Origin of the sequence: Streptomyces sp. NBC_01335 (assembly GCF_035953295.1) — a bacterium.
In the GTDB taxonomy this organism is placed as follows: domain Bacteria; phylum Actinomycetota; class Actinomycetes; order Streptomycetales; family Streptomycetaceae; genus Streptomyces.
On record NZ_CP108370.1, the window covers coordinates 332,881 to 345,495 of the forward strand.

A 12,615-nucleotide genomic window follows, 5' to 3' on the forward strand; every position below is an offset into this window, starting at 1 on the left:
CGCTCTCTCACCCAACCGCACACCCCGCCCGTCAGCGTGCGTGAAGGTTCATCAGAACTGATGGAGAAAGAGGAACTCGGAGAGAGCGCTCTCCCGGCGCATACCGTAGGAGGAGCCCCCTGGACCGTCAATAGATGCAGCAGAGATCGGCCGACAGCTTCGGAAGGAGCGGTCCGGCCGGCCGCCATGAACCTTCCACCACCTGGCCAAACTCCACGCATGAGAGCGGAGTTGCCGCTGCGCCGGCGTGCGGGAAGTGGAGGCGCCGCCGCCCCGAACGACGCCCCTCCGTTCATCCTCGCAAGGTTTCGGAGGCGCCGGGCGGACCACACGGGGTCCGCCTAATCTCAGGGGATGATCGGGATTCCGGACACCTTCGCCCGCGCCACCGTCGGACGTGAAGGCGCGCGCGGGAGAGCGTGGCTCGACGAACTTCCGCTGCTCATCGACGATTTACTCGACCGGTGGAGCTGCGTCCCGGACGGGCGGATCACGCACGGCGGCGTCGGAATCGTCGTCCCGGTCCGGGGGCGGCCCGAGGGACCGGCCGTGATCAAGGTGTCCTTCCCCCACCCGGGCAACGTCCACGAGCCGGACGGCCTCTCGGCGTGGGCCGGTCGCGGTGCCGTACTGCTGCACGAACGGGACGACGAGCGGTTCGCCATGCTCCTCGAACGGGTGGCGGCGTCCACGCTGGCGGAGTCGGAGGACGGCGACACCGTCGCGGCCGTCACCGGAGCCCTCGGCCGCAGGCTCGCCGTCCCCGCTCCGGCCGGTCTGCCCCGGCTGCGGGAGCGGGCGGACGCCTGGGAGGAGGAGCTGCGCGCCCACGCCGCGCAGATGCCGGACGCGGTCCCGGACCGGGTGGTCGGCCATGCGCGGGCAACCGTACGGGAGTTCGGCCGGACACAGCCGGACACGGTCGTCCACGGCGATCTGCACGGCCGGAACATCCTGCGCGCCGACCGCGAGCCGTGGCTGGCCGTCGACCCGAAGGGCTGCGCCGGTGACCCCGCCTACGACGCGGGGACTTTCCTGAAGTCGCGGGCGCTCTCGCTCATCGGGTCGGACGACCTGCGCCGGTCGGTGGACCGCACACTGGACATCTACGCGGAGGCGGCGGGACTCGACCGCGAGCGCGTCCGCCGCTGGGCCCAGTGGCACGCGGTCACCGCCACCTACGGGGGAATCCAGCACGGCTTCCGCGTCGCCCGGAGCGGGCCGGACCGCGACCGTGTCACCGCCTTCGCCGCGCACCTCTCGGAACTGCTCACCCCGGCCCCGTGAGCGCCGGCCGCCTGAGCACCGTCCCCCTGGGCGCCGGCCACCCGAGCGCCATCCCTTGGGCGCCGGCCGGGAACGGAACGCGGAAAGCCCCGGCGACATCACGTCACCGGGGCCGTCCGCAGACCGGCAGTGGGCCAGGATTCCGTCCCATCAGGAACTGCGGGACGAAATCACCAGCGGTACCAGCGTCCCTTCCGGCCGCTGGAAGCCGGGCGCACGAAGAAGCCCAGCAGCCACACCACCAGCACGATCACGGCGATCCACCACAATGCCTTCAGCGCGAATCCGGCGCCGAAGAGAATGAGAGCGAGAAGCAGGACGAGAAGAAGTGGGACCATGATTATCAACCTCCGTCCCATCATGTGCCCGCACACGCGAAGGGCACACCCCCCTCAGTCGAAGGGCCTCCCGCATCCGGCGCGTACCCGCATCCGGGCCGCCGTGACCAGCGACGAAAGACCCCCGCACGACCGAGCGCACCCCGCACCCGGCACCCCGCATCCGGCATCCGGCATCCGGCATCCGGCATCCGGCATCCGGCATCCGGCATCCGGCGAGCGCTTCACGCGCTCCGCACATTTCCGCACACTCTCCGCAATCGATCGACGGGCTTCGTCCTTGAACTCCCTTCTCCGGGGTATGCGAAGTGGGACCACCGAATTCTCTTGACGGGGTAATTCATATGCACCACCAGGTTCTGACCAAAGATTCGACTTCCCGTGACTCACGCGTCGAATTCGTCTGCAAGCCTCAGCGCGCCGCCGAGGCCCGGGACGCGATCGCCGCCTTTCTCGAACAGCTCGATCCGCCGCCCCGAGCCGAGACGGTCCAGAACCTGCTCCTGCTCGTGTCGGAGTTGGTGACCAACGCGATCCGTCACGCCGGTGGCGTCTGTACGCTCCGGTTCGCCGCCGATCGCCGGGCCCTGCAGATCCGGGTCTCCGACCGCAGCTCTGCCCACCCCCAGGACCGCACGCCCGACCTCACGGGCCGCACCGGCGGCTTCGGCTGGCCCATGATCCGGCGCCTCGCCCACGACGTGCAGGTGCGGAGCCGGGAAGGCGGCGGAAAGGTCGTCGTGGCGACGGTCGGCCGCTGAGGCGCGTACGCGCACACGGCCCGCCGGGCGAAGGAGGCGGCGGCCGCACACGGCTCGCGCGCGGCCGCCTCCCCGTGTGTACGGGGTTCCCTACGGCGTGGTGATGGCCGGTCGCGGGGCCGTCGGCATCCCGCTTCCGATGGCGAAGCTCGGGTGCGGCGGCTGGTTGTAGGCGGTGTTCTGCCAGGCCAGTGCGGTGCGGTACTGGGTGTCGTGGAGCAGCGTGGTGATCCGGGTCGTGGTCTCGTAGGGCGTGGAGTAGATGCGCAGGGCGGTGTTGTTCGTCGTCGGCCAGACGACCTCCTCGCGCCAGTCGCCGAAGAGGTCTCCGGAGATCGCGGGGGTGGCCTTCGTACCGTTGTTCGCGTGTACGGAGCCGCCGGTGAGCAGCCGGGTGTCGGACGAGGTGCCGTACTTGTCGATGTGGGTGGAGTCGAGCAGTTCGCGGGTGGTGTCGCCGTCCCACCAGGTCAGGAAGTTGGTGCTGGACGGCTTGCGGGTGGCGACCACCGCGCCGGTGGGGCTGCGTACGCCATCGGCGGCCGAGGACCAGGATTCGGCGCCGGGGCTGCCGGACCAGATGTCGTCCGAGACGCCCCGGCCGTTGTCGCCGGAGGCCGGGGTCGACCACAGGATCTGTCCGGTGCGCGCGTCGGCCATCCAGGACGAGGGTTTGGAAGCGTCCTCGTCCACCTTGAACTCCTCCAGGCCTGCCCGGGACGGGTCGAGGTCGCCGACGTGCTGGGCGTCGCCGTGGCCGTTCTTGGTGGTCCACAGGGTGGCCCCGTTGTCGTCCACGGCCATGGAGCCGTACACGATCTCGTCCTTGCCGTCCGCGTCGACGTCGGCCACGGACAGCTGGTGGTTGCCCTGGCCGTCGTAGCCCCGGCCGGTGTTGGTGGAGCTGTTGGTGTCGAAGGTCCACCGCCGGGTGAAGGCGCCGCCCCGCCAGTCCCAGGCGGCGATGACGGTACGCGTGTAGTAGCCGCGCGCCATGACGAGGGAGGGCCGGGAGCCGTCGAGGTAGGCGGTTCCGGCGAGGAAGCGGTCGACCCGGTTGCCGTACGAGTCGCCCCACGAGGAGACGGTGCCGCGCGCGGGGACGTAGTCGACGGATCCCATGGCCGCACCGGTGCGGCCGTTGAACATGGTCAGGTACTCGGGCCCGGTGAGGACGTAGCCCGAGGAGTTGCGGTAGTCGGCGGAGGCGCTGCCGATGGTGGTGCCCTTGCCGTCGACGGTGCCGTCCGAGGTCTTCATGGCGACCTCGGCCTCGCCGTCGCCGTCGTAGTCGTACACCTGGAACTGCGTGTAGTGCGCGCCCGAACGGATGTTGCGGCCGAGGTCGACGCGCCACAGCCGGGTGCCGTCGAGCTTGATGCCGTCGACGATGGTGTTGCCGGTGTAGCCGGACTGCGAGTTGTCCTTGGCGTTGGTGGGCTGCCACTTGAGGACGAAGTCGAGGGCTCCGTCGCCGTCCAGGTCGCCCACGGAGGCGTCGTTGGCCTCGTAGGTGTAGGCGACGCCGTCCGGAGTGGTGCCGCCGGCGGGCGGGCTGATGGGCACGTCCTTGTATCCGGTGCGGAACTGGATGGCGTGGACGGAGTCGGCCTGTTCGACGCCGCCGACCACGGCGCGGACGGTGTAGTCCGCGGTGGCGGGCGCGCCGGAGTGGAAGTAGTTGGTCGAGCCGGTGATGGGCGAGGCGTTGACCTTGGTACCGGCCCGGTAGACGTTGAACGCGACGGCGTCGGGGTCCGTGCCGAGCCACCGCCAGCTGATCAGGTTGCCGCTGTCGGTGTGCACGCTGACGACGCCCCGGTCCAGCGCCTCGGCCTGCCGCAGGGTCGCGGCGTGCGAGGTCTGGCCCGCGGCGACGAGGCCTGCGGCGGCGAGCAGTCCGGCGGTCAGCGAGCTGAGCAGCGCGCGGGTCCGGGCGGTCCGGCGACGCCTGCCTCGTGGGTGGGGGGAACGGGCTGAAGTGGATGTGGGGTTCACGGTACGCACTTTCGGCCGGGGGCGGGTGACGGGTTGCGTACGTCAGTCGCCCCCGGCCGCACAAAGGTTGCCGCCCTCCGCGGTCGCCCCTCCGCGCCGTCTTCGGTCGCCCGGCCGAAGAGGCTGTCGCCCGCGCGCCGTCTTCGACCGCCCCCGGCCGCTCCCGCGCCGGTCTTCGGTCGGTCGTCCCCGGCCGCCGCCCGTCGTACGGAGACCGTCGCCGGGCTCCTCCCCGCCGCTCAGCTGCCGTCGGGCGTCGCCCTCGGCAGGGTCTTCTCGCGGCTCCGCCGTCCCGCACCACGCGCCCGTACCCCGATGCCGGCGGCGTTCGCGGCCGAGTGCAGGGAGCGGAGGGCGACGAGGAGGAAGCCGATGTCGTCGAGGTAGACGGGGTCGGGGATGAGGTCGACCGGTGAGATCGTGTAGATCACCGCGGCCCAGAACAGGGCCTTGGACCGGAGCGGGATCCCGGCGTCGGTGAGGAGTTTGCGGGCACGCACGACGCGTACGAGCAGGACGGCGGCGACACCCATGGTGAGCAGCGCGGCGACGGCGCCGATGACGAGCCAAGCGGTGAGGTCCATGGCTCATCGTGTACCCGCTCGCGGTCCGCGCACGGCATCCGGACGGTAACAGCCCGCCCCGCGGCCCGCCCCCGACCCGCCCCGTGCCCCGCCCCCGACCGGTCCCGCGGCCCGCTCCTCAGCCGCGCTGCCCGGCCTTGCGGCGGTCGCGGCGCTTGAGCGCGCGCCGTTCGTCCTCCGCGAGGCCGCCCCACACCCCCGCGTCCTGGTTGTTGTCGAGGGCCCATCGCAGGCACTGCTCCCGTACGGGGCAGGTGCGGCAGACCGCCTTGGCGTCCTCGGTCTGGACGAGTGCGGGCCCGGTGCTCCCGATCGGGAAGAAGAGGTCCGGGTCCTCCTCGCGGCAGGCCGCTCGTGTGCGCCAGTTCTCCATGATTCCCACTTCCGGTGGCCGGTTGCGTGTTTCCGTCTCCGGTTGTCGGGTGACCGGCAGCCGGGGACCGAAACCGGCTACCACCGGAAAGTTGCCTCCGGGGGGCGGTGCAGGGCGAGCAGCGCCTGGTCGTCCTGCGGGCGGTCGCCGGTGTGGCGGCGGACGTCGCGGATCAGGGCGTCGAGGATCTGCCCGGGGGCGACGGGGTCGCCCAGGGCGATGCGGCGCCGGGCCAGGACGGGCAGCCGCTGGGCGGCGTCGTAGAACGTCCCCGTGCTGTCCCGCGACTCGCTGACGCCGTCGGTGTAGAGGACGAGGGTGGCGCCGGGCGGGAAGGCGAAGGTGTCGATGGGTGCGGTCCACTCCCGCAGCGCGCCGATCCCCAGCGGGGGTGCTTCCTCGGAGGGTTCGAGCAGGGTGGCGGTGCCGTCCACGTCGAGCAGCACCGGCGGCGGGTGCCCCCGGTTGACGATGCGTACGGAGGACAGGTCGGCGGCGAATTCGGCGAACAGGCCCGTGGTGAACCCTTCGGCCCGTTCCAGTCCGCCGCGGCGGTCGCCCTCCCGGGTGAGGGCCCGTTCCATGGCGCGGGCCAGGGCGGCGAGGTCCTCGGCCTCGTCGGCGGCGTACCGGAAGGCGCCGAGGTCGGAGCAGACGGCGCTCACCGCGCCGAGACCCTTGCCCCGGACGTCTCCGATCAGGGCGCGGACGCCGTGCGCGGTGTGCTGGACGACGTAGAGGTCGCCTCCGATGAGGGCCTCGTCCTCGGCGGGGACGTAGCGTGCCGCGACCCTCAGGGAGCCGATTTGTTCGGGCGGGTCGGGGAGGACGGCGCGCTGGGCGACGGCCGCCACCTGCCGGGCGCGCAGGGTGTGCGCGTACTGCCGCTCCAGCCTCCGGTTGATGAAGAGTGCCAGCACGGTCACGGCCAGCAGGGTGAGCTGGTTGGCCACTCCACGGCGCCAGCCGAAGGTGCCGTCGACGCGGGCGAGGACCGCGTGCACGGCCATCGCCACGAGCCCGGTCAGGATGATGCCCCGGGGCCGCAGGAGCGGTCCCGCGAAGACGGGTGCGGCGATGAGCAACGGCGCCGAGGTCACCTCGTGCGGGGTGAGCAGGTCGACGACGACCGCCAGCACGATGACGCCGGCGGGGATCCACAGCACACTCCTCGACTGCACCACTCCCCCACGCTGCACGCCCCACCTCCGGTCCGCATCCCGGCGGGACGCGATCGGGCGGTGCCGTGCGGGGCGGCCCGGCCGGGATCAGCGCTCTGCGTAGGGCACTGGCCAAGACGAGGGGGATTCATCAGAGGCTTTCACATCAATTGCCCCGATATGGGGCCGTCAAGAGTTTCCCCGTCTTGGCTCAGAGCCGATCCGGGCGGATAGGGTGAGCGATCCGGTGCACCGGCCACGGGGGCGATCCCGAAGGCATGTGTCTGGTGACACCCTTGTACGAGACCCGAGCGCCTTCAGGGGGAAGGTGCCGCGTGGCCCCGACGGAGGATTCGGACAACCGTGGACGCGCAAGGCCGTGGGCGGGCGGACGACATCGACCCCGCAGACCAGTGGGTGCTCAACCCGAGCACCGGCGAGTACGAACTGCGCTTGACCCCTTCCGCACCACACCCGGGCAGAACGGGTGTTCCGAGCCCGCGGGGGCCGGTCCGGGGGGAGGGCAGCAGCGCCGGGGGGACGCCGACCGGGCCGGAGCGGGACACCCGGGCCCCCGGCCGTACGGAGTCGCCCGCCGGCCTTCCGTCGCCCCGCAGGCGCCGGGGGGCGCCCGCCGAGCCGCCCGGGCGCCGGGGGGCGCGGAACAAGCGGAAGCCGAGATCCAAGCGCATTCTGCTCTGGACCGGCGGCACCATGGCCTTCGTCCTGGTGGCCGTGTCGGCCGCCGGGTACGCCTACCTCAAGCATCTCGAAGGCAACGTCACGACCACGGACGTGGGTGACGCCGGGGCCGCGGGCTTCAGCAAGGACAAGGCCTTCAACATACTGATCATCGGCACCGACAAGCGCACCGGCGTCGGCAACGAGGGCTACGGCGACACCGGCAGCGTCGGCCACGCCGACACCAACATCCTGCTGCACGTCGCCGAGGACCGGACGAACGCGACGGCGCTGAGCATCCCGCGCGACCTCATCGTCGACGTGCCCGACTGCCCGACCAAGCAGGAGGACGGCACCGAGAAGATCGTGCCGGGGACGCAGCACGTCCGTTTCAACACCAGCCTCGGCCAGGACGGCCGCGACGCGGGCTGCACGATGCGCACGGTCAAGGAGACCACCGGCATCACGGTGGACCACTTCATGATGGCCGACTTCAACGCGGTGAAGACGCTGACGACCGCCGTCGAAGGGGTCGAGGTGTGCCTCGACAAGGACGTCGACGACCGCGACTCGCACCTGAAGCTCAGCAAGGGGACGCACACCGTCCAGGGCGAGCAGGCGCTGGCCTTCCTCCGGACCCGGCACAGCTTCGGCAACAAGGGCGACCTCGACCGCATCGGGGTCCAACAGCAGTTCCTCGGCTCGCTGATGCGCAAGATGTCCTCCAGCGACACACTGACCAGCCCCACCAAACTGCTGAAGCTCGCGGAGGCGACCACCGACGCGCTGACCGTGGACACCGGCATCGGCAAGCCCGGCACGCTCAAGGACATGGCGCTGGAGCTGAAGAAGGTCCCGACGAAGAACATCGCCTTCACCACGGTGCCGGTGCTCGACAACCCGGAGGAGCACCCCCCGGTGACGGTGATCCTCAACCAGGCAGCCGCGCCTCCGGTCTTCCAGGCCGTCGCCGAAGACGTCTCCTTCACCGAGGTGAAGCAGAAGAAGAAGGAAGAGGCCGCCTCGGTCGCCGCCCGCCTCAAGGGCACCCAGTCCGCCGCGGGGGACGTGCGGGTACGTGTCCTCAACGGCGGTGCCGAGGGCGGCTCTGCCGGGAAGACCGTGGAATGGCTCCAGAACGAAGTGGGAGTGACCAAGTCCGAGAACGGGGCCAACGCCCCGGAGAAGCTCGCGAAGACGACGCTGGAGTACGCCCCCGACCAGGCGGACCAGGCCCGCAAGCTCGCCGCGCTGATGGGCCTGTCCGGATCGGCGATGAAGCCCGGCGAGAGCGTCGACAACGCGCAGGGTCTGCCCGCCATGACGCTGACCCTCGGCAAGGACTTCAAGGGTGCGGGGGTCTCCCTCACCGCTCCGGTGAAGCCGCCGGAGGTGACCAAGTCCACGGCCGACCAGGCGACGTGCGCGAAGTAGCCGGCTGACGGAACGGTCCGGCCGAAAAGCCGGGCCGGGTTCCGCCGCTCCGTGTGCGGCGGAACCCGGCCCGTTCCCGTGCGGCCCGCACCCGCGGGTCACCCGGGACGACGGTCACGGCAGACGGATCGGGGCGGGCAGCAGGGCCCGTGCGGGCACCGGCCGCCACTGGCGGCCCCCGTCGCCGGTCGCGACGACCCTGCCGAAGGCCTGGTCGCCGAAGTGGAACGCGAACCCGTACGTCCGCGGCGTACCGAGCAGCCCCAGCAGGGTCGTACGGGCCCTCAGGACGCCGTCGACGTCCGTGTCCGGCCCGGAGGGCCACTCGGGGTGGGCGATCTGGGCCGGCGTGTGGAAGGCGTCGCCGAACACCAGGACGCGCCGGCCGCCGCCGGCCGAGATGACGTACGTGGTGTGCCCCGGGCTGTGGCCGGGGGTGATCAGCGCGGTGACGCCGGGCCACACCTCGGCACCGTCGTCGAACCGTCGCAGCACACGCGCCATGGGCACCATGAATCCCTCCCAGGACGGTGCCCCGACCTCCACCTCACCGTTCCAGAACGGCTCCCACTCGGCGTCCGCCACGAGGTAGTCGGCGCGGGGGAACGCCTTCCGCATCCGCCCGGCGTGCCCCGGGACGAAGCCGAGACCGGTGTGGTCCGTGTGCAGATGGGTGAAGGCCACCGTGTCGATGGACTCCGGCGCCACCCGCAGCGCCCGGAGGGTCCGCAGCAGCGCTCCGCCCCGGGAGACGCCGAGCGAGGGCGCCAGTACGTTGCCGCCCAGCCCGACGTCGATCAGCAGCCGGCGGCCGCCCCGCTCCACGAGGACGCCGCCGGCCGAGGCGGCGATCCGTCCGGAGGGAGCGAGTGCCCCCGGATTCTTCTTCCAGTACGAGGCGGGGACGGCGGGCAGGAAGCCCACGGGGTCCAGCTCCATCGCCGCGTCGACGACGTAGGTGAGCCGGACGTCTCCTACCGTGAGGGTGCGTACGGCCGACTGGTCGCCGAGGCTCCCGGCACGGGGCGGGGCGTCGCCGGTGCGGGGCCGGGCGTCCGCGGCGGATACCGCCCCTGGCAGGGCGCCCGCGAGCGGGACGGAGAGCGCGGCGCCGGAGACGAGCGCGGTGCGCAGCACTCGGCGGCGGGAAGGGAGGGAAGGGGCGGGTGTGCTGTCTGTCATGGCCGGGCTCCTTCGTCCCCCGTCCGGATGGGGGTCCGGACGGGGGCATCGGGTGGGGGCGTCGGTGTGACCGGGCGGGTGGGGACGGGCGGCTTCAGCCGGTGTTGCGGAGCCCCGCCGCCACACCGTTGACGGTGAGGAGGAGGGCGCGGGCGAGGAGCGGGTCGGCTTCCTCGCCGGCCGCGGCGGCGTCGCGCTGGCGCTTCAGCAGGGCGACCTGCAGGTAGGAGATCGGGTCCAGGTAGGCGTCGCGGATGGCGAAGGTCTGCTGGAGGACCGGGCTGGTGCCGAGGAGCTCGGTGTTGCCGGTGATCCGCAGGACTTCCTGGACGGTGAGGGCGTGCTCGGCCTCGATGACGTCGAAGACGTGCTTCAGCTCGTCGGGGACGAGGGTGTCGACGTAGTGGCGGGCGATGCGCAGGTCCGTTTTGGCCAGCGTCATCTCGACGTTGGACAGGAAGTTCTGGAAGAAGTGCCACTGACCGTGCATCTCGTCCAGGACGGTGTCGAGACCGGCCTCGCGCAGGGCCTTGAGGCCGGATCCGACGCCGAACCAGCCGGGGACGATCTGGCGGGACTGGGTCCAGCCGAACACCCACGGGATGGCGCGCAGTCCGTCGAGTCCGACGCCCGAGTCGGGGCGGCGCGACGGGCGCGAGCCCAGGTGCAGCTCGGCGAGCTGGTCGACCGGGGTGGAGGAGAGGAAGTACGCGGGCAGGTCCGGGTCCTCGACCAGCTTGCGGTACGTGGCGTGGGCGGCGTCCGAGACGGTGTCCATCGCCGCGTCCCAGCGGGCCAGCGCCTCGTCGGACTGGCGCGGCGCGGTGTGCAGGGCGGAGGCCTGCAGGGTGGCCGCGACGGTCAGTTCCAGGTTCTCGCGGGCGAGCGCCGGGATGAGGTACTTGTCGGAGATGACCTCGCCCTGCTCGGTCACCTTGATCTCGCCCTCCAGGGTTCCCCAGGGCTGGGCGAGGATCGCGTCGTGCGAGGGGCCGCCACCGCGGCCGACGGTGCCGCCGCGGCCGTGGAAGAGCCGCAGCCGCACCCCGTAGCGGTGGGCGACGTCGCGCAGCCGGCGCTGGGCGCGGTGGATCTCCCACTGCGAGGTCGTGATCCCGCCGAACTTCGAGGAGTCCGAGTAGCCGAGCATGACCTCCTGGACGTCGCCGCGCAGCGAGACCAGACGCCGGTAGGAGGGGTCGGCGAGCATCTCGTCGAGGATGACGTCGGCCGCGCGCAGCTCGTCGGTCGTCTCCAGCAGCGGCACGATGCCGATCTTCGCCCACCCGGCGTGCAGGTCGAGGAGGCCCGCCTCACGGGCGAGGACGGCGGCGGCGAACACGTCATCGGCGCCCTGGCACATCGAGATGATGTACGACTCGATGACCTCCGGACCGAACCGCTCGAACGCTTCCCTGATCGTGCGGAAGACGCCGAGGGTCTTCGCACCGCCGGCGTCCAGCGGAGCCGGACCCAGCAGCCGCCGGGAGACGAGTTCCTTCGCCAGCAGACGCTGCCGGTAGTCGCGGGGCATGTCGGCGTAGTGCCAGGATTCCTCGCCGAGCCGGTCGAAGAGCTGACCGAGGGCGTGGTGGTGGGCGTCGGCGTGCTCGCGTACGTCCATGGTGGCGAGCTGGAGACCGAAGGCGCCCAGCGTGCGGATGGTGCGGTCCATCCGGCCGTCGGCGAAGAGGCCGCCGCGGTGCTCGCGCAGCGAGGTCTGGATCAGCGTGAGGTCCGCGAGGAGCTCGGAGGTGCCGAGGTAGTCGCAGCCGGGGCGGTGCGGGGTGCCCTTGGCGAGGCGGTCGCGGGTGTTGACGAGCTTCTGGCGGATGCAGGTGGCCTTGAGCCGGTACGGCTCCTCGGCGTTCAGCCGCTTGTAGCGCGGGCTGATCTCCGGGAGGCGCTCCAGGTCGGCCTGGAGGGACTCGAGCAGCTCCTCGGTGGCGCCCGTGTACCGGACGGAGTTGGAGAGGAAGCCGCGCAACTGGTCCACGAGTTCGAGGGCGTCGGTGATGCCGTGCTCGTGCTGGAGGATCAGCACCTCCCAGGTGACGGCGGGCGTCACATTGGGGTTGCCGTCGCGGTCGCCGCCGATCCAGGTACCGAAGGTCAGCGGACGGGCGCCGTCCGGCAACTCGACGCCGACTCCCTCCAGTTCGGCGGAGAGGTCTTCGAGGACGTCGCCGACCGCGCCGGCGTGCAGCTCGTCCAGGTAGTAGATGGCGTTGCGGGCCTCGTCGGCCGGCTCCGGGCGGACGACGCGCAGCTCGTCGGTCTGCCAGATGAGGTCGATGTTCTCCGCGAGCCGCAGATCATGGCGGCGCCGGTCGGCCTCGATGACCGGGGTCTCCAGCAGCGCCGCGATGCGGCGGAGCTTGTTCAGCACCGAGCGACGGGCGGCCTCGGTGGGGTGGGCCGTGAACACGGGCCGGACATTGAGGTGTTCGACGGCGCGGGCCAGACCTTCCGGTGACTCCTGCGAGGCCTGCCGCACAACCCGGGCGAGGGCAGCACTCGCCCCTTCGCGGGCGGTGCGCAGCTCGCGGCTCCGGTGCACCTGCTCGGTGACGTTGGCCAGGTGGAAGTAGGTGGAGAAGGCGCGGACCAGTTTGGCCGCGGTCCGCAGTTCGGTTCCGCGCAGCAGGGCGTCGGCGGACTCGCCGTCCTCGCGGGCCAGCCGGCGGACCTTCTCGACCAGGTCGAGGAGGTCCGCTCCTTCCTGGCGGACGAGGGTCTCGTCCAGCAGCCGGGCGAGATGCTGGATGTCCGCGTGCACGGCGGCGTGCGAGGCGTGCGGTGTTCGGGCGTTCATGG

The 12,615-nt window shown here is 71.7% G+C and carries 10 protein-coding genes; 3 read left to right on the plus strand and 7 right to left on the minus strand.

Annotation, left to right across the window (positions count from 1 at the left end; all coding sequences use genetic code 11):
- Nucleotides 1-354: 354 nt before the first annotated feature.
- Nucleotides 355-1,287, plus strand: coding sequence for an aminoglycoside phosphotransferase family protein (locus tag OG599_RS01360; protein WP_327174048.1), 933 nt, complete (start codon nucleotides 355-357; stop codon nucleotides 1,285-1,287).
- A gap of 170 nt (nucleotides 1,288-1,457) precedes the next feature.
- Here the strand turns inward: OG599_RS01360 and OG599_RS01365 are convergent, their stop codons facing one another.
- Nucleotides 1,458-1,625: a DUF5670 family protein gene (locus OG599_RS01365; protein WP_327174049.1), complete on the minus strand. Its 168-nt coding sequence runs from the start codon at nucleotides 1,623-1,625 to the stop codon at nucleotides 1,458-1,460.
- A 344-nt stretch (nucleotides 1,626-1,969) separates the two neighbouring features.
- Between OG599_RS01365 and OG599_RS01370 the strand changes: the two genes are divergently transcribed.
- Entirely contained in the window at nucleotides 1,970-2,386 is a 417-nt protein-coding gene (locus tag OG599_RS01370) for an ATP-binding protein (RefSeq protein WP_327174050.1), read from the plus strand.
- A gap of 90 nt (nucleotides 2,387-2,476) precedes the next feature.
- On the opposite strand, the gene OG599_RS01375 is transcribed toward OG599_RS01370, so the two are convergent.
- The 4 genes from OG599_RS01375 to OG599_RS01390 all read right to left on the minus strand — a co-directional run bounded on the left by OG599_RS01375 (nucleotide 2,477) and on the right by OG599_RS01390 (nucleotide 6,525).
- Nucleotides 2,477-4,384: a rhamnogalacturonan lyase gene (locus OG599_RS01375; protein WP_442809364.1), complete on the minus strand. Its 1,908-nt coding sequence runs from the start codon at nucleotides 4,382-4,384 to the stop codon at nucleotides 2,477-2,479.
- Between the two features lie 239 nt (nucleotides 4,385-4,623).
- On the minus strand, nucleotides 4,624-4,968 hold the full coding sequence (locus OG599_RS01380) for a YkvA family protein (RefSeq protein WP_327174051.1): 345 nt from the start codon (nucleotides 4,966-4,968) through the stop codon (nucleotides 4,624-4,626).
- A 118-nt stretch (nucleotides 4,969-5,086) separates the two neighbouring features.
- On the minus strand, nucleotides 5,087-5,341 hold the full coding sequence (locus tag OG599_RS01385) for a WhiB family transcriptional regulator (RefSeq protein WP_266713001.1): 255 nt from the start codon (nucleotides 5,339-5,341) through the stop codon (nucleotides 5,087-5,089).
- A 77-nt stretch (nucleotides 5,342-5,418) separates the two neighbouring features.
- Nucleotides 5,419-6,525, minus strand: coding sequence for a PP2C family protein-serine/threonine phosphatase (locus OG599_RS01390; RefSeq protein WP_327174052.1), 1,107 nt, complete (start codon nucleotides 6,523-6,525; stop codon nucleotides 5,419-5,421).
- Between the two features lie 339 nt (nucleotides 6,526-6,864).
- Between OG599_RS01390 and OG599_RS01395 the strand changes: the two genes are divergently transcribed.
- The gene (locus tag OG599_RS01395; protein WP_327174053.1) at nucleotides 6,865-8,616 is read left to right on the plus strand and encodes an LCP family protein; all 1,752 of its coding nucleotides are present in this window, start codon (nucleotides 6,865-6,867) and stop codon (nucleotides 8,614-8,616) included.
- A gap of 114 nt (nucleotides 8,617-8,730) precedes the next feature.
- Here the strand turns inward: OG599_RS01395 and OG599_RS01400 are convergent, their stop codons facing one another.
- Together OG599_RS01400 and ppc are read right to left on the minus strand one after the other, a co-directional pair.
- Nucleotides 8,731-9,798: an MBL fold metallo-hydrolase gene (locus OG599_RS01400; RefSeq protein WP_327174054.1), complete on the minus strand. Its 1,068-nt coding sequence runs from the start codon at nucleotides 9,796-9,798 to the stop codon at nucleotides 8,731-8,733.
- Between the two features lie 94 nt (nucleotides 9,799-9,892).
- Nucleotides 9,893-12,613 (minus strand): phosphoenolpyruvate carboxylase, encoded by a 2,721-nt coding sequence (gene ppc / locus OG599_RS01405; RefSeq protein WP_327174055.1) that lies wholly within the window; start codon nucleotides 12,611-12,613, stop codon nucleotides 9,893-9,895.
- Nucleotides 12,614-12,615 lie beyond the last annotated feature (2 nt).

What these genes read in the sequence shown, in the direction of transcription:
- OG599_RS01360 (WP_327174048.1), top strand. Translation starts at nt 355, where the DNA reads ATGATCGGGATTCCGGACACCTTCGCCCGCGCCACCGTCGGACGTGAA.
- OG599_RS01365 (WP_327174049.1), bottom strand. Translation starts at nt 1,625, where the DNA reads ATGGTCCCACTTCTTCTCGTCCTGCTTCTCGCTCTCATTCTCTTCGGC.
- OG599_RS01370 (WP_327174050.1), top strand. Translation starts at nt 1,970, where the DNA reads ATGCACCACCAGGTTCTGACCAAAGATTCGACTTCCCGTGACTCACGC.
- OG599_RS01380 (WP_327174051.1), bottom strand. Translation starts at nt 4,968, where the DNA reads ATGGACCTCACCGCTTGGCTCGTCATCGGCGCCGTCGCCGCGCTGCTC.
- OG599_RS01385 (WP_266713001.1), bottom strand. Translation starts at nt 5,341, where the DNA reads ATGGAGAACTGGCGCACACGAGCGGCCTGCCGCGAGGAGGACCCGGAC.
- OG599_RS01400 (WP_327174054.1), bottom strand. Translation starts at nt 9,798, where the DNA reads ATGACAGACAGCACACCCGCCCCTTCCCTCCCTTCCCGCCGCCGAGTG.
- ppc (WP_327174055.1), bottom strand. Translation starts at nt 12,613, where the DNA reads ATGAACGCCCGAACACCGCACGCCTCGCACGCCGCCGTGCACGCGGAC.